We start from the raw sequence: 17,974 nt of genomic DNA on the forward strand, positions 1-17,974 counted from the left end.
ATGCGAACCGGTTTTGGTTGTAAAGAAGATTTATTTTAGGAGAACTGCATAACGACAGGCTCACTTATCACATCGATGTCATTGGAATTTAACGCATCCGGCAACATGCTCTCTGAAATCCAGATATGTTTAAGCTCCAGTGTGTTCTTGATTCGAACCATTCGTACTTGGCGCATGTCAAAAGCATTACAAGTCCTTACCGCCGCCTGGACCGCCAAAGTTTCCGTAGGCAGAAACATAGGTACTTTTACAGGAGTTAGAACGGTGCTTGTAAAAGCGTTCATATAGCCCTTTTCCCAATCTATTTCATCGAATAATTTGCGTGTAATCACATCGGCAGGACCTATTCCCAGTGCATTCCCTTGCGTTTTTTCCGTCAAGCCAAGCACTACAATGCGACTGATTGCAGGTGCCTTACTTTGAACATAGGGCGTGTTGAAGCGCCCTGTAATATTAGGATCCATGCCGCTTCCGGATATATCCTTGCCAACCTCGTCCACAATTAAAACATCAATGGGATCGAATAATAAACGCGGCATGAAGGATTTGGCATCCAGCAGCAGCTGCGGCTCAACATGCTGCATGTCTTCAGCCGGTACTGCAATAATTTTAGCCGGCCTATCGTAAGCATTTTCAATAGAAGCCAAACCGAAAATAATAGGAAGCTTGGATAGCGCAATTTTAGCCATCTCAGGAACATGCTCCGCCATGAATTTAAACCCGTATGCATGAGCTGCATCCGCTCCTTTATGCTTACCTAAACCAATTGTGACCATTTTCATTAATCCGCTTTCAATCGGGCCGCTAAAAGCCGTATGTGGTTTAATTCGATTAATTACGATAATTTTATCCGATTGATAAGCGAGTTTGTCTGTAAATACAGGCAGCCCTTTGGGTAATCTCCCGATCTCTACAACCTCCATGCTTGAACGGATGGGGGCGCCTGCACTTTGCTCCGTTACACCTAAATGTTCCAATACTTCGACTTGACCCGCTGCCGTTGCGCCGCCATGACTTCCCATCGCGGGTACAATAAAAGGTTCACCGCCGACAGCTTTTACAGCATTTACGACTTCTCTAACCAAAATAGGAATATCCGCTACTCCCCGACTGCCGACGGCTATGGCCACCCGGTCACCCCGTTTGATCCTGGATAAAACTCCTGCTGTTTTGATTGCTGTATGTACGGCTAATGCCGTATCCTCTATTTCCGGAGCAAAAAAATTTTGCCTTACTTTTGCCATCTTAGGAATGGGTATATTACACAATAAATCCTCCACTTTCTTCATAATGAATCTCCTCATTCTGAATATTTAAAGAAGCTGTCCCTCCATGAAAACAGCTTCCAAACAAAGTACAATTACTTTACTCCTCCTAAAGTCATACCGCTAACCATGAATTTAGAAGCTAATAAGTACAAGATGACAACAGGTACGGAGGCTACGATAGATCCGCCCATAAGAGGTCCCCAAGCGAATACGTCCCCCACCACCATCTCCGCCAGGCCCAAAGTAATCGTCTTATCTGATCCTTTCGTTATAATAACCAGAGCGTATAAATATTCGCTCCAGCATAACGTAAAGGAAAAAATTAACGTAGCGGCGATTCCTGGAGCTGCCAGCGGGAAAATGATTCCGAACATTGTCCTTAACCTTGAGCAGCCGTCAATCATAGCCGCCTCTTCGATTTCTACAGGAATGGACTTAAAATACGAAATAAGCATCCATGTCGCATAAGGCACTGTAATCGTAGGATATATCAGCAATAAGGCGTAAATGGAGTCGTTCAATCCGATCCAGGAAACCAGCATATATAATGGAATGAACAGCACCGCTTTGGGCATTAAATAGGCATATAGAATACTTTTCGATATTAAAGATCTTCCTTTAAAATACAGCCTTGAAATGGCGTAAGCTGCAAGCATACTCGCAAAAATCGATACAATTGCGGAAATTATTGCTACTAATAGACTGTTTTTAATATTGTGCAGGAAATTTTTTTCCACGATCAGCTTTACATAAGAGGACCATTGAAGTTTCTCAGGCCAAAACGCCGGAACCAGCCTGTAGATCTCATTTTGGGTTTTAAGGGAAGTATTAATCATCCAATAAAGAGGGAATAGAGCAAAAACCAGCATAATTGCCAAAGTAAAATATACGATGATTTGTTTGCTTAAATTTGGTGTATTCATGAGCCACTCCTCATTTTGACGACAGTGTTCGTTTAGTAACGAAATTAATCAACAGTATCATTAACGGTAAGGAAAAAATCGAAATAGCGAGTGCCTTGCCTAAATGCAAATTGAGAAACCCGGTAGTGTAGCTCAAGGTAGACAGTACTTGAGTTGCGTTGGAAGGCCCGCCTCGTGTCATGAGCCATATGATCTCAAAATCGTTCAAGGTCCAGATCATTGTAATCACTGCCGCCAATAACGCAACTTCCTTTACCGATGGCAGCGTGATGTAGATAAATCGTTTAACGGCGTTCGCACCATCCAACATAGCAGCTTCATACATATCGCTGGAAATTGCCTGCAAGCCAGCCAAAATGCCGATCCCCACAAATGGAATACCCCTCCATACATTGACTAAAATGACCGAAAACATCGCCAAATGGGCATCAGCCAACCATCCGACCGGAGCTTTAATAATGCCAAGCTGGGTTAATAGAAAGTTCAACACACCGCCTACATCGGAAAAAATCCACTGCCAGGTAAAAATGGAGACGATCGTCGGTATCGTCCACGGTAGAAATAACAGTACGCGGAAAACGTTGCGAAATATCAATTTTTCATTAAGAACCAGCGCCATGATCATACCGAACACGACTTTGGCGCTGACACAAACTAATGTAAAAACAAGGGTATTCGTTACCGCTTTCCAAAACATGAGGTCGGCCAGCAGATTCACATAGTTTTTTATCCCGATGAAATTTCCTGGAGTTCCGACCATTTTGTCAGTAAAGCTCATGTATATCGCCCATCCGAACGGGATTACCATGACCGCCATCAAATAAAGTACAACGGGAGCGACCAAAGTCATGGCCAATCTATTTTCGTAATTCGTTCTCAAGTATAACCACACCCCAATCATTTTCGGTAAAAATATGAATCTGGAGGAATCCTCTCCTCCAGATTCAGCTCATGCTTAGCTTCAGCTATTTCTTGAATACCTCTTCTATTTTGGTCTGCAGGTCCTGCATTGCCTTTTCGGGCGGAATGTTTTTGCCGAGCATTTCCTGGAACGTTTCATTTACATAACGAAGGTTATACACCTCTCCTGATTTAGGATTGAATCCTCCTGGATAACCGAGGAACGTGTACGATTTCGTAGAATCAACAAATATTTTATAATCATTCCAAATTGGCTCGTCCGCCAGCTTGGTCAGCATTGGAGCTGCCAATGGAACACCTTTTTCAACCCAGGTTTTATACCAGCTTGCATCGGCAACGTATTCGAGGAATTTACCGGCCAATTCGGGGTTTTTAGCATTTTTGAAAATACCCAAATTATTGCTGATACCCGGTATGAAAGTTCCTTTCGGCCCTGCCGGAAGCATAGCCAAGCCTGTGTTGTTATAGAGTTCGGGATTGTCTTTTTTAATGGAATTTAATAGACTTCCGACGTTCATTGTCATGGCAACCTGTCCGCTCAGGTAAGCTTTATTGTTCCCGGAATCATCCCATCCAAGTGCAGATGGAGGCGTACTCTTATCCGTTATAAAAATATCTCTAATTAATTTTGCAGCTTCGATCGTTTCGGGACTGTTGACTTTGACGGTTTTGCCGTCACTCGTATCCAGTGATCCGCCGTATGACCAAATCATAGCTCTAGTCTGCCATTCCGCATCGGTATCATTTTTACCAAATCCGATCCCTGCTCCATACAGCCCTTTCGATGAATCGGTAACCGCTTTCGCTATTTTACGGAATTCCTCCCAGGTTTTTGGCGGTCCGTCAAATCCCGCGTTTTTCAATATATCCTTCCGGTAAAAAAGCACCGTTCCTTCAGCCCAATAAGGAAGCGCGTATTGTTTGCCATCATATGTAATCGCTTTCTTCATTGTTTCATAAATAGGACCGTTTTTCTCTTCAATTCTCTTGACAACATCACTTATGTCCGCCAACAAGCCCTTTTGTTGAAACTCGCCGACGACCTGGTAGCCGAACTGGGTTACATCCGGGACGTTACCGGACTCAATCGCGGCGGTCCATTTAGGATAAAAATCATCCGTTGCGATAAGCTCAATGTTGACATCCGCATTATTTTCAACACCGAACTGTTTTGCGCGCTCTACAAACAATTTGTTTTGATCTTCAACCAACAATTTTTTCATCCAAACGGTAAGGGTCTTTTTCTGTTCCTTTTTTCCTGTTGTGCCGGTTGCGTTATTGTTGCTGCATCCGAAAACCATCGAGACGCTTAACGTGATTAGTGTTGCTGTCATCAGCTTTTTTTTCATACTTCATCCCCCTTTAAAATAATAAGTGAACATTATAATGACGCATTAAGCGAGTAACCCTTGTTCCTTATAAGTCATAACTACTTGCTTCAGTTCTTCCATCGCTTGTTCGGACAGCTTGTCCACCGGTAAACGCGGCGGTCCTGCCGGAAGATCGATCATGTTCATCATTTCTTTTAAAACGGATGGAAGCGTCCCCAATCCAAAAGCGCTGCGAATGGCCCTTAAGATTCTTTGCGCATCTTCCGCCTTCCTTATATCTCCTTGCCTCCAATACTCGTAAATCGATACCACTTCGGCCGGAAATACATTGGCAGTCGAGGCTATTGCTCCTTGTCCCCCTGCCAACAAAGTTGAGAGAATCAGCGAATCGGTGCCGGCTAATACGGAAAACTGTTGGGAGTCGGTCGCCGAAATATAGGCCAGAATGTTATCAAAACTGCCGCTGCTGTCTTTGATGCCAACGATATTCGGCAGTTTGGACAATTCCGCTACGGTTTTAGCCTGCAAATGATTTCCGGTGCGAGCAGGAATATTATATAGAACAATTGGCAAAGAAGTTGAATTGGCCAGGCTCATGTAATGATTCTGAAGTTCTTTTTGCGTAAATGATAAAAAGTAAGGAGTAATGACGGAGACGGCATCAATTCCGATGTCCTCAAACTTACGGGTTAACTTCATAGTTTCTTCGGTGCTGATGCCCCCTGCCCCCATGTAGATCGGCACCCGGCCTTTCGCTTCATCCGCTACAACCTCTGCAATAGTTACTTTTTCCTCCATCGAGAGTGAGAAGAATTCTCCGTTCGTTCCTAAACAAAACAGCCCATGAACGCCTTTTTCGATAAAACGGTTAACCATCCGGCGAAGGGCAGCTTCGTTTAGCGCATATTCCTCGGTAAACGGCGTCACCATGGCCGGAATAATACCTTTGGGAATCAACATATAATACCTCCTGTGTCATTTTACTGACTTCATCCTTTTATTTAAGGAAATGTTTCCTGGCAACCGTCTTCAGTTCAGAAAATTGTTGCATGATGCATCGATTATCACCTTAATTATTTAAAATAATCGCTAAATGAATAGTAATACAAAATAACACTTATTGCAACACTTTTGTTTAAACAAAACAATATTAAAAAAATAGTTGTAATTTGCATCAATTTTCTAAGATATAAGTTGCCGCCTTATACCAGAATATTTTCCGCCTTTTTACCTGCCAATACGTCCAAAATCGATTGGGCTGTAATCAACCCAACCTTCCGATACGTTTCATACGTTTCCGCTGCGGTGTGCGGTGTCGTAATCAGATTGTCCAGTTGAAACAACGGATTGTCGGCTGTGACAGGCTCAGTTTCAAACACATCAATTGCAGCACCGGCTATTTCTCCCGATTGCAGCGCATCATACAGCGCATGTTCATCCACAAGAGCTCCTCTTGCCGTATTAATGAAGTAAGCGGTCTTTTTCATTAGAGCGAATTGCTCCCGGGACATCATGTGATAAGTCTCCGGTACGCTGGGCAAGTGCATACTAACCACATCACTTTTCTGCAGCACTTCCTCACAAGTTACGAATGAAGCATGAAGTGCCTCCGCTTTTTCCAGATTCGGATATTTATCGTAAGCAATAATCTCGACATCGAATCCTTGCAGTTTTTTGGCAACCAGCCGAGCGATATTTCCAAATCCGAGAAAACCAATCGTCTTGCCTGCAAGCTCCATGCCGACAAAGCGGTCCCAGAAGCCCTGTCTTGCAGACTGATGCAATCCGGGTATGTTTCTGATAACAGATAAGATTAAGCCTATTGTAAGTTCGGCCACTGCATTCGCGTTTCCGCCAGGTACATTGCATACTTTTATTCCAAATTCGCTGGCCTTGTCCAGATCAATGTTGTCCACACCAACGCCAAAACGGGCAATCACCTTTAGCTTCGGTGCCAATTTGAATACAGCTTCATTCCATGTATCAACCCCGGCGACAACTCCGTCAATATCCGTTACGATTTGTTTCAATTCTTCAAAAGTGAATGGTCGCCCGAGCCTATTCTCGATCACATTGCATCCACTGCTTTCAAGCAGTTGTTTAGCCTCCGGACAGAGCACGGAATAATTCGTAGCAGTAACCAAAACTTTTTTAGTCTTTCTCATTTTCAAAAACCTCCCACCCAACGCCTATAGACCGTTCACCACATGATCTGGTCTTTTTCCTTTGACAAGAACGTCGACTATATTTCGCACGCAGGTTAATCCCAGGGCGTTAACAGCTCCGCTTGTATAGCCTGCAATATGAGGCGCAGCAATAAGATTGGGCAAAGCGAGCAAAGGATGCTCATAAAGCGGTTCTTGCTCAAACACATCGAATGCGGCACCCGCGATCCCCCCGGACGTTAACGCCTCATAAAGAGCTTTCTCCGACACAATCCCTCCTCTGGCGGCATTAATCAGATAAGCGCTTTCTTTCATCCGTGCTAATTGATCGGACGAGATCAAATGTTTTGTTTGCTCCGTTAGGGCAATATGTAAAGTTACAAAATCACTGTTTTCCAGTAACTGCTCCAATGTGACGAACCTTACCCCGTGCTTCTCGGCAAAGTTATGATCAGGATAAGGATCATAGGCCAAAATCTCCATATCAAAGCCAATCGCTCTACGGGCTACCTCTTTTCCAATACTGCCCAAACCTATGATTCCGATTGTTTTATGATACACATCCGTGCCAAAAATGGCGGGCCATTTTCCCTTTTTAGTTAAATCGTTTGCCCCGGGTACTTGCCTAGCTAACGAAAGCATCAATGCAAAAGTAAAATCGGCTACAGCATGCTTGTTCGCATTCGGCACGTTTGTCACCCAAACGTTTCTTTCCTTTGCTGCCCGCAAGTTAATGTTGTCCACACCGACTCCGTGCTTACATATAATTTTTAATTGAGGAGCCTGCGCAAGAACGTTTGAATTAATATCGTTAAAGGCCACAATCGCGGCATCTGCATCTTGGATGCTGGAAATGAATTGCTCTTCTTGAATATCCGCCGGTAAATGTACCAGTTGGATGCCGAACTTCTCCAAATATTCAATAGGCTCGTTAGAATATTTGGCAAACGATGGGGATGTCGATACGACTTTCATGATAGGAATTCTCCTTTAAAGTTTTTCACATGAAATAACGGTGATTCTCATCTGCTTTTATCAACTGTTTTTAGGATAGCAGCTTTCGGTAAATCGCTTCCATATCATCTAAAGTTAAAGTTTTGGGGTTATTGTTCAGCAATCGTGTAACCTTGGATGCGGATACAGCCAGTGCCGGAACATCATTTTCTTCCACGCCGAAGCTTCTTAAGTCTTGCGGAATCTCTAATATTTTCGTCCACTCGACTATACGATCCACTACTCTCCCGGCAGCTTCCGCTTTCGAAGAGCCTCTAATTTGAATCCCCATCGGTTCGGCTACTTGAGACAAACGGTCTGTAATCGCATCCATATTAAATTCCATGACATGAGGAAGCAGCATCGAATTAGCGACACCGTGAGAAATTTTAAATTTTCCTCCCAACGGATACGCCAGAGCATGAACCGCAGCGGTACCCGCACAAGTTAATGCCATACCTCCGTACATCGAGCCAAATAACATTTTTTCTCTCGCATCCGCAGATGAACCGTTTTGATAAGCCTCTACGATGCTGGCCGAGATTAAACGAATCGATTCAAGAGCAAACATATCACTTAAGGGATTCGCTTTATTAGAAATATATGATTCTAAAGAATGAGTGAATGCATCCATTCCCGTTGCTGCGGTAATCGGTTTCGGTAAACCTAATGTAAGCATCGGATCAATAATTACAACTTTCGGCAGTAAGTATTTGCTTACGATACCAACCTTTAATTCTTCATCCGGCAAAGTGACGATTGCGTTCGGAGTAACTTCTGCCCCGGTGCCCGAGGTGGTCGGGATTAATATGGTAGGAAGCCCCGGCTTGGCAACTAAATCGGTGCCCAGCAGCTCACGGATCGAATTATTATTTGTTTTAAGTACCGAAATAATCTTGGTAGTGTCAAGCACGCTGCCACCGCCAATACCAATCAACACATCATAGTGCTCATTGCCTATGCATTGAAAGACTTCTTCAATATTACCGACCGTCGGTTCGGGTAGAACATTTGTATTAATGTCCGCTTTAATCCCTTTAACGGATAATTGACCTACAATATCATCGATAACCCCCAAGGCTTTAATGGACGGTTGGGTAATTATCAATACGGACTTTACATCATGGATGCCGGTAAAATGGAGATTGTCCGCCAAAGCCTGAATTGAATTTCGTCCTGCCACAATATGAGCTGCGGTTTGAAATCGATATAATTGCTGCATTTTCGCTCCCTACTCCTCTAAGAATATGTTATATTTTAAAACACTTGTAAACGATATCGTTTCCTCATTAGATTATAAGTAAATATGTTTTATTTATCAACACTTTTTATATTTATAGTATTAATTACTTTATTGGTTATATTTTGCAACACTTATAATTGCAGTTAAGCCCGTTTCATCGTTTAGACACAAAAAAATCCTTTTTCGCAAACAAGACATAGAATGACTGACCTGTCTGCGAAAAGGATTCACATTTAATTGAAATCAATCTTTAAGGATTCTCCATAACGTCGAACGGTTCAGCCCAAGGCGATTGGCAGCCCTGGATTGGTTCATATCTTCTTCCTGAAGCACGATTTGAATAATATCTTTCTGAATCTCTTGCAGAGATTGATTTAGATTTACAAGTCTGGTACCGTATTGAGAACTATATTCAAATTTGATGCTATTCATAGTTGGCAGCAACTTTTCATCTAAGTATTCGCCTCGGGCACTTTTTACCATTTCTTCGATGGTGTCTCTTAATTCGATCAAGTTTCCCTTCCAGGCATGCGAATGGAAAACTTCCTCCACTTTCGGGCGAATACCTACGATCTGCTTCCCGTATTTCTCGTTATTCTCAGAGATAAAGATCCTGATCAATTCATCTAACTCCTGCGGATTTTCTCGAATCGGCTTTAAATAAATTAAAGTTTTACTCAGATAAGCATATAGTTCCTCATCCAGTAAACCGTCCTCTTTTAATTGCAGTGGAGGCTTTTCAACGGATATAATTATTAAAGCAGGGCAGCTCCTAAACATGTCCTCCAATTTCCTTTGATCCTTTAATTTGAATCGTTCAAGTCCGCGAATATAAATTATGGAATGACTAACCGATACCTCCAGCAAATGTTTTAAATGAATAAAAGCTTCCTCAGAGCCGCGAATTACAGTGACATCAAATAAATGCTCCTCTTCAACGTTAAGCAATTTCTGAATCGTTCCCGCTAACACACGCTTTCCCGTCCCCATTTCTCCATACATCGTGACGAGCTTTTGTTGCCGCAATCCCTCCATCGCGGTATTTAGGGCTTGTTGAAAATCCCCTCTGGCTTGAATTAACTGGGGGAAGGTCTCAAGGAACTGCTCCATGTATTGGACTTGGATGTCATTTTCACTCTCGCCAACAGGGCGTACATACATGTTAAACAACGACTGGTTTTGATCATTCTGTTGACTTAGGATCGTTATTTTATGCTTATAGGTGGGATCAAACAGTTCCAATTTGGTTTTCGTTTGGCGTTTCTTTACCGCTTTTTGCAGCAAGTCCATTAAATTGGGAAGCTTGGCATGCAAGGCTCGGCTCGCTTCATTCTCGGACCTGATGTTAAAAATACGAAGAAAGCTTTGATTAAAGTAACTTAATTCCCCGTCCGCGCGAATGACTGCCATCCCTGTTTCCAAGCCATTGGACAAGCTGTCCATCATATTGTTCTCAAATTTAGAACCGGAGATAGCATGATACATATTTCTTGCATTCTCGAAAGCCTCCAACACGGACTCTTTCCCGGATGTTATCAGGATTCCTTGCAATCCCTTTTCTTTCGCCATTCGGACTACGTGCGTACCACCGACAATAACCAGAGCTCCCTTTTTCTTCGCATTTTCCAAGGCACGGTCTACTTCATCTTCTTTATGGATAATGGTATGCGGAATCTCTACATTCAACAATCTGGATACAGCGACAACTGCTTCGATAATGTGGGGAAAGCCGATCATTTCAATTTGCGTTTTATATTCCTTCAACAAAGTGATCAGCCTTAAAATATCATAGCCGGAAACTTTTATTTCCACGACTGGGAGCTTGCTATTCTCTTTAATAAGACTGGCCGTTACACCGCGGCTGATAATAATATCGTAACCCTCGGCTTCATACTGCCGAATCGAGTTCAGTGACTCGGACAGATCCCCCTGAATGACAGTTAACTCAAAATCGTCAAATTGTTCCGCCAAACTTGAAGTTAATTCTAACAACCCGCGATAAGGTGCGATAACCAGTGTCTTTATTTTCATCAACAAATGCCCCCTTTCAAAAACTTAGCTACGAACATTTATAATTATAAGCTTACCGGGATAAACGGTCCCTAAGGGACGTGCGCCTTTGTCAAGGTTGGTAAAACAAAGCATACAACTTATACTTTCTTTACCAACTAAAGAAAAGAGAGGCAACCCAATTGAGGTCGATCTCTCTTTGAAGTACGTTTGATTATGTTACAATTTTAAACACTTTTTAAATAAATATTACTAATTTCAGTCTAATGTGTCAATTTAAAACTAAAAACAATGCAGCCTCTTCGGTTCAATTGTCAAAACAGAAAAAAGGAGAGAGCCGAAACTAATCCTTCCGCCCACTCCTTTTTGTAAGAAAACCAGCATAAACGGCTTCGCCGTCCAAAACGGACTTGTGCGTTTGTCAAGGCTGGCACAGCCCATTATCTTTACAACGACACGCCCAGGAGCCCTCGCGTTAATTGAAAATCAACGTTGCCTTGTTGAAAGAGACGCGGCGTATAGCTATGCTCGATGATTTGCTTGCAGCTTTCCAGAATCTGGTTGGTCCAAGCGGCAGGATTACCGGTGAGCAGCAGATCCAAATCATTGGCATAGGCTTGCTGCATAGCCGGCTCCGATGCCACTTGCAGCATAGGCACGAACGGATGCGTCTGCATCGGTTGACGATCGACCAGCGCTATGATTAACTCTACGCCTGTGGCCGCTAAGCCCGTAACGGTCTCCACCCAATGCTCGGTCGGCGCTTCCATGACGTGGAAACCGGTTTGGCGGGCATGTTCGCCATAGGCCAATGACGGCCGGACGTTGGATGCAGCCAATACATTCTCGCTGTAAGCAGGCGTTGAAAGCAATCCGCTGTTCTCGGGGACAACCACCATGCCGCCTGCTCCGACAATCATTTTTGTCAACAATGCCAGTTGTTCACCGGCTGCGTCTGCAACGGAACCGTCGCTTAAGATCCCGATGCGCAATGCTTCCAGCCCGACACTCTCCTTCGTCGCTGGCCCGGCTGCCGACAATTGATCGACAAACCATGCTTCGACCTTCCGAGTTACCTTATCGATCCCGCCGTCAAGCTGAATGCTGGCAAAGCCAAGACGGCTGGAATCGACACCCATCTCCTCCATCTCGTGACGCATAAAATCATTATGCGTTTTCTCACAGCCATGTTCCAGCAGCAGACAATACTTGACTAGCGGATGGGTGGCATAGCCGATCATGGTTCGGGCATACAACTGCTCGGATTGGCCGGCCGAATTCCCGCATCCTTCCGTATGAGCCAAAGCCACAAAGCGCGAGAGCTGCTCGGGTTGACCAAGCCCCTGTTTGTTCAGCCGAAGTGTAATCATATTCGCCACCTGCCCGGCACAGAGACTGGTGGGCAGGATCAGGCCGATGCGGTCGCTGGCCCGATGGTCTTGGTGACGTGTTAATGTGAACCGGATGGGATTGGCAGCCGCGGCTGCAGCCGCTCGAATCGCAATAGGTTCCCCCGACGGCACAGGTGCTTGGAGCAATGCATCCAGCTGACTCGCATCCGTTTGCCGCCAGTTGCGCCAAATCTGTACCTGCGAATGGCCGGCCTTTTCGCCAACGCTGCGCTGGCCAGAGGCTACTTGCAACGAAAGTTCAAAGGCTTGCTTGCCCAACTCGTCCATGGATACGCCCTCCAGGTACTGACCTGCGTTGACATCCATATCATTGGACAGCAATTGGAAACGACGCGTCGTCGTCACCACCTTGACCGTCGGCACAAAAGGAAAGTTGGTAATGGAGCCGTTGCCTGTCGTAAAGAAAATCAGGTTGCAGCCTGAAGCCACCTGCCCGGCAATGCTTTCGAGGTCGTTACCGGGGCTATCCATAAAATAATACCCGGATTCTTTCATGATCGCACCATAGTCAATCGCATAGTCAAGGCGTGTAGCCGGGTCTTTCTTGCGGGCAGCGCCAATGGACTTGAGGTAAATATTATAAAGGCCGCGGTATTTATTGCCGCCAGACGGGTTGCCTTCAGCGTTAGCGCCATGCCAGGACGTACGCTCCTTGAATTGTTCCACAAGCGTCAAAAATTTGCGGGCGGTTTCAACATCGCGTACATTTTGCAAAACATAGGGCTCTGCCCCAATTAATTCATCGGTTTCAGCCAGACTGGCGGCGCCGCCGTAGCGTACCAATTCCTGGGCAATCCAACCGAGCAGCGGGTTAGCCGAAATGCCGGAAAATGCGTCTGAACCTCCACATTGCAGACCAATCTTTAGATTGCTGATGGATTCGGGGGTCCGTTCCATCGCATTGACTGTCGGCAACCAGCCACGTACAGCAGCTTCCCCTAGTGCCAAGTTATCTTGAAAACCGCCTTGGATCGACAGGAACCGATGCAGCACATCATCTAACGGATAATTGTGTTCGCGCAAATATGCTTCTACCATCTGATTGGTCACGGATTCATTGCCATGATCTACGACCAGGACCGCGCCCACGTTAGGGTTGACGATAAATCCGGCCAACGTACGCAGCAGCAGCGCCAGGTTATTAGGCTGTTCGATGCCCCCCTCCGTATGCGCGACGGGGACAATCCCGTCCACCCGGGGATAGTTCTTCAGTTCGCCTTGCAGACGAGCGGCAAGCTGCTTGACATAGCTCCCCGTACGTGAGGTTGTCCCCAACAACACAATCGTGTTGCGGGTACCGACACCGCGCTCTTGGCTGCGCCGATAGCCCAGAAAAGTCCGTGTATCCGGGTATGCGGGCAATGCTGGAGCCGGTTGGAAATTTGCCTCGTCGAGAACATAAGGATGAACTTGATCGGCAAAATTGGGCGCCGCGGGCAGCGCAAACTTCAACGAACGCACATTAAGCGCCTCCAGCACAGCCTCGTTGATCACGTAATGGCCGGGCGGAATGGGTTGTATAGCCACACCGAAGGGCAGTTCCCAAGAAAGCAAGTCTTCGCCAGGGGCAATCTCCTTCACTGCAAAGCGATGGCCTTCCATGACCGTATAATCCAATGTCAGAGGTTGGCCTTGATAGTAAATGATAGTGCCAGCGTCCAGTTGACGAGTGGCCACGGCGACATTATCCCCGGGTAAGGGCAGTCTGCCGACTTCGTCAAATTGATAAGATACGCTCATTGGTTTATAACTCCTCCTAGTTATGATTTCACTTGAGTTGAATATAAATTGCACAGATCTTCAAAGAGCTTGCTGTCTAATGAGAAGAAGATTTGAAACCGATTACAGGAAGTTGAGTCCGAAGCTTGGCTTCAGCTCATGTTCATGCAAATATTGTATCATAAAATTGAACTGACAGATGGAAATTTTCTGTGCAAGGGAAAGGTACTTTATTATGTTGGTCTTGGTGGAAAGACCGCAGTAAAGATAGGCCAAGGCATGTTCGTTTCATACCTGCGGAATGCTTTATTGACACTTATTTGCTAGCGAGTACATGATCGTATTCCATTCTGACGAAAAAAAGAACAGTCAAGAAAGCTTCACTGTTCTTATTGTGTTAAATATCTCTGTTCAATTTTTTCAACCCAGGATGGAAGCGAATCCCCACGATGTATGATCGAGCCGCATCTTATTACAAGTGTAATTTCACCTTCTGCGCGGCTGTTATCCACTACGATCAAATGGTCAATCATGTGAAGATGGGGAAAGTAAATTTTGAATTGAAGTGTTATGTCGTCTGATAATATCCTCAGTAGGAATGTCATGACCACCATTTTTAACTCGAACCGTAACTCTTTCAATATTTAATCGATAATCACCCAGACCTACATAAAACATTGTAATTTCGAATCCGCTTGCCTTGGCATCACGAATAAGACGAATCACATTTCTGGATGAATAGAATCAATTCCTCGAGCCAAGGCATCAGGGTCAATGTTAATACTAATCCCAAGCCGGTCAACGATTAGATTACGGATTGTACTTTTTCCGCTGCCATTGTTGCCGGCAAAAACGTACATGATCGGTATCGTTTCATGCATGAGAACCGTCTCGGTCGGTAACGGGAATAACATTACCGTCATTGAATTCCTTTACAATCTGGCCTTTGGCAGACTTATATACAATGTATGTTTCGTTGGCTTTGGCATCCAACTTAGCACGCTCGCCTGTGAGCTTAATGAGCTTTTGAAGATCTTTAATTTGATTCATTTGCCTCACATCCTGTTCCTAAGTATAGGCACTTAATCTAATTATAACATAAAAAACAGGAAGGCTTCTTATCGAAGCCTAGCAGTAAACTAGCGAATTCTCTCTGCACAGTTTAAACATTTAACAAAATGGCAATTTGGGCGGTCGGAATTGATTTCCGCAGAAGCATTTCGAGACGAAGCGATTCGCTGAAGCCTGCGACCGCGAACTTCGAAGCCGCGTAAGGCCCGTATCCGGGAAAGCCGAGCCGGCCGCTCACGCTGCCGATATTGATAATTTTCCCGGACCTGGTTGTACGCATATGCGGCAGTACCTCCCGGGTCGTCGCCACGACCCCGAAAAAATTGGTCTCCATCGCCCGCGCCCAATCTTCCGGCGGAATTTCTGCCTCCGAGTGAAATCCCCGCATTGTTCACCGGCACATCGATGCGCCCGTGACGCCATGATCCGCTGCACCGCGTACCGAATCGTTTGGCCGTCCGTCACGTCCAGCGGCAAGCATTCGATATGCCGGCTCAGACCCTTTTGCCCCGCGGTCACCCTTGCAGAAGCAAGCTTTGCTTCCACTGCAGGCAACCGGACTTAGCCCCTCTTCCTAAAACGAGAGCTTAACGGACTCCAGAGCCGCTATTTACGCTTAAATGAATGGTATTCAGTCCTAGCGGACCGAGGAGACGATATTGGCCAAATTTGGGATGAATCCAGGGATTTCCAACCGAATAACGGCACCTCGGTCCGTTACAATTCCATTCCGGCCAAATCGGGGCAAATAGCGTCCACTCAGTCCATTAGCGCGACGATCGCAGTAGTTTCGAACGTCCACATCCACACAGCCGCATGACTATGCGCATCATGCACCTTTTGGCAAGGTCAACTAACTCTAACTGTACGAACATCCCCGCCCTTGGAGGACGTCGCATCCGCTTGGCGTGCAAACACAAAAAAGGAAAGGCTTTAACTATCCTTCCCTTCCTTACTAATCTGCAGCTGTTATCCAACGGACACGCCGAACGACTCACCCGCGTACAGCTTGATACGCTCGTTCACAAAATGCTGGCGAGACGATGTTGACTTACCGCTTCTTGGACACATCGGCCCAAGAAGCGGATAAATTTGGAATCACCGCTATAAGTCAGGAATAGCCGCTTCAAGCGCGCGCAAACAGCAGACGGCACAAGCCCCCTTCATGTCCAGAAGCTCTGTACCGCCTGGCTCCATCCAGGCTCACTTCCGACTATCGCTCAGTAGGTGCAAGCAAAATTCCAGGTCCGCTTGCAAATGCTGCTGCATCAGCAACTCGGCCTGTTGTCCATCCCTCGCTTGAATCGCTTCATAAATTCGCTCATGCTCGTCAATCAGGAAAGGACGGTTATAGTAAACGACCGTGCGCCTGAATAAATAAATGACAGACTGCATACGGTCGATGATATCGATCATAGCTGCATTATTGCTCGCCTGAACGATGATTTCGTGAAACCGTTCGTTGGCGCTCATGATTTCGTCGATAGAGCCTGTATGACCTATTCGCACGCACTCCTGCAAAGCTTGCAGCTCCGTATCCCGCAAGTACGTTGCCGCGCAGCGGGCCGAATATCCTTCGAGCAGGATTCGCACCTGAAACGTATTGCGCAAATCTTTTTCGGTCGGGGTCACTACCTTTTTATTGACAATAAGGCCCTCTTGCTCCAATTTGCGGATCGATTCCCTGATCGGAGTGCGGCTGACCCCCAATTCCGCCGCAAGCTTCTCCTCGACAACCTTGGTTCCTTGCGGAAGGGCACCGTTCAAGATCATATCGCGAATAATTTCGTAAGATTGACGGTAAGCGGGAATAAACTTTTCTGCCATTAGTAACCCCTCTTTACTGACATACTATGAAGATGGATGCTTAAAATTGTATACAGAAATATATTGACTGGATACATTTTACCGTATATTGTATGTAATGTGCAATAGATATTGAAATGTAAGCCTGGTCCTAACTTCCAACAGGCACGGCAGAACATAACGATATAATGTGAAACGGAGGAAAAATATCATGAAACGTATCGGATTCATAGGTTTAGGAATTATGGGCAAGCCCATGACGCTCAATTTGCTCAAAGCAGGTTACCCTGTAACCGTTTACGATATAAACAAGAACGCCGTCGACAGCCTGGCTCAGTCCGGCGCGACAGCTGCCGGTTCGCCAAAGGAAGTCGCCGAGCGGGCCGAAATTATTTTTACCATGGTTCCGAATTCGTCGCATGTCAGGGAGGTTGTGCTTGGCAAGAACGGCATTGTCCAAGGCGCGAAGCCGGGCTCGATCATCGTCGATATGAGCTCCATCACGCCTGTGGCTTCGAGGGATATTGCCAGCGAAGCTGCAAAGTTCGGCATTGACATGCTGGATGCGCCGGTCAGCGGCGGAGAGCCGAAAGCGATTGACGGCACGCTCGCGATTATGGTCGGGGGCAAGCAGGACGTTTTCGATAGCGTGAAAGAGGCGCTGGCTTGCATGGGCAAGGATGTAACGCTTGTCGGAGACAGCGGCTGCGGGACAACGGCCAAGCTGGCGAACCAGATCATCGTGAACCTGAATATTGCGGCTATGTCCGAAGCGCTCGTCCTGGCGGCAAAAGCAGGGATCGATATTCAGAAAATGTACGAAGCCATCAGAGGGGGACTCGCGGGCAGCACGGTGCTGGATGCGAAGGTGCCTTTAATTCTCGAACGCAATTTTGTAGCCGGCGGCCGCATCGACATCAATCTGAAGGACATCGCCAATGTGATGGAGACGGCGCATGAGATCGGCGTCCCGCTCCCGCTTTCGAGTCAGCTGCTTGAAATTTTCCACGCTTTGAAGGTGGACGGCAAGGAAACGCTAGACCACGGCGGTATCATCCAGTATTACGAGAAGCTGGCCCAGGTTGAAGTGAAGAAGCAGGAGGTGTAACGAT

At 45.9% G+C, this 17,974-nt stretch carries 14 protein-coding genes and 1 pseudogene; 1 reads left to right on the plus strand and 14 read right to left on the minus strand.

What is annotated here, in order from left to right; translation table 11 throughout:
• Nucleotides 1-35: 35 nt before the first annotated feature.
• From E1757_RS20170 to E1757_RS20230, 14 genes and pseudogenes are all read right to left on the minus strand, one after another.
• Nucleotides 36-1,289 carry a nickel pincer cofactor-dependent isomerase, group 22 gene (locus tag E1757_RS20170; protein ID WP_133231442.1) on the minus strand — a complete coding sequence of 418 codons (1,254 nt, stop codon included), beginning with the start codon at nt 1,287-1,289 and terminating at the stop codon, nt 36-38.
• A 71-nt stretch (nt 1,290-1,360) separates the two neighbouring features.
• Entirely contained in the window at nt 1,361-2,191 is an 831-nt protein-coding gene (locus tag E1757_RS20175) for a carbohydrate ABC transporter permease (RefSeq protein WP_133231444.1), read from the minus strand.
• A gap of 10 nt (nt 2,192-2,201) precedes the next feature.
• Nucleotides 2,202-3,071, minus strand: a complete 870-nt coding sequence (locus tag E1757_RS20180; protein WP_246079330.1) for a carbohydrate ABC transporter permease — start codon at nt 3,069-3,071, stop codon at nt 2,202-2,204.
• Between the two features lie 85 nt (nt 3,072-3,156).
• The gene (locus E1757_RS20185; RefSeq protein ID WP_133231448.1) at nt 3,157-4,461 is read right to left on the minus strand and encodes an ABC transporter substrate-binding protein; all 1,305 of its coding nucleotides are present in this window, start codon (nt 4,459-4,461) and stop codon (nt 3,157-3,159) included.
• Nucleotides 4,462-4,506: 45 nt separating this feature from the next.
• Nucleotides 4,507-5,403 (minus strand): 4-hydroxy-tetrahydrodipicolinate synthase, encoded by an 897-nt coding sequence (gene dapA, locus E1757_RS20190; RefSeq protein ID WP_133231449.1) that lies wholly within the window; start codon nt 5,401-5,403, stop codon nt 4,507-4,509.
• Nucleotides 5,404-5,645: 242 nt separating this feature from the next.
• A complete protein-coding gene (locus tag E1757_RS20195; RefSeq protein ID WP_133231451.1) occupies nt 5,646-6,608 on the minus strand; it encodes a phosphoglycerate dehydrogenase in 963 nt (320 codons plus the stop codon).
• Nucleotides 6,609-6,632: 24 nt separating this feature from the next.
• Nucleotides 6,633-7,583, minus strand: a complete 951-nt coding sequence (locus E1757_RS20200) for a phosphoglycerate dehydrogenase (protein ID WP_133231453.1) — start codon at nt 7,581-7,583, stop codon at nt 6,633-6,635.
• Nucleotides 7,584-7,653: 70 nt separating this feature from the next.
• Complete coding sequence (locus E1757_RS20205; protein ID WP_133231455.1) at nt 7,654-8,823, minus strand: iron-containing alcohol dehydrogenase; 1,170 nt, start codon at nt 8,821-8,823, stop codon at nt 7,654-7,656.
• A gap of 264 nt (nt 8,824-9,087) precedes the next feature.
• The gene (locus tag E1757_RS20210; RefSeq protein ID WP_133231457.1) at nt 9,088-10,875 is read right to left on the minus strand and encodes a sigma-54-dependent Fis family transcriptional regulator; all 1,788 of its coding nucleotides are present in this window, start codon (nt 10,873-10,875) and stop codon (nt 9,088-9,090) included.
• Between the two features lie 425 nt (nt 10,876-11,300).
• The gene (locus E1757_RS20215) at nt 11,301-14,006 is read right to left on the minus strand and encodes a UxaA family hydrolase (protein ID WP_133231459.1); all 2,706 of its coding nucleotides are present in this window, start codon (nt 14,004-14,006) and stop codon (nt 11,301-11,303) included.
• Nucleotides 14,007-14,374: 368 nt separating this feature from the next.
• A pseudogene (locus E1757_RS37245) lies at nt 14,375-14,866 on the minus strand (ATPase).
• Nucleotides 14,859-15,035, minus strand: a complete 177-nt coding sequence (locus tag E1757_RS35890) for a hypothetical protein (RefSeq protein ID WP_165972197.1) — start codon at nt 15,033-15,035, stop codon at nt 14,859-14,861. Before E1757_RS35890 ends, E1757_RS37245 begins: the two are co-directional and overlap by 8 nt.
• Before the next feature lie 112 nt (nt 15,036-15,147).
• Entirely contained in the window at nt 15,148-15,444 is a 297-nt protein-coding gene (locus E1757_RS20225; protein WP_425464856.1) for an SDR family NAD(P)-dependent oxidoreductase, read from the minus strand.
• An 815-nt stretch (nt 15,445-16,259) separates the two neighbouring features.
• Complete coding sequence (locus tag E1757_RS20230) at nt 16,260-16,883, minus strand: GntR family transcriptional regulator (RefSeq protein ID WP_133231461.1); 624 nt, start codon at nt 16,881-16,883, stop codon at nt 16,260-16,262.
• A gap of 187 nt (nt 16,884-17,070) precedes the next feature.
• Here E1757_RS20230 and garR point away from each other — a divergent pair, with 187 nt between their 5' ends.
• Complete coding sequence (garR, locus tag E1757_RS20235) at nt 17,071-17,970, plus strand: 2-hydroxy-3-oxopropionate reductase (protein ID WP_133231730.1); 900 nt, start codon at nt 17,071-17,073, stop codon at nt 17,968-17,970.
• Nucleotides 17,971-17,974: the final 4 nt, after the last annotated feature.

This window comes from Paenibacillus piri (assembly GCF_004354045.1).
In the GTDB taxonomy this organism is placed as follows: Bacteria; Bacillota; Bacilli; order Paenibacillales; family NBRC-103111; genus Paenibacillus_S; species Paenibacillus_S piri.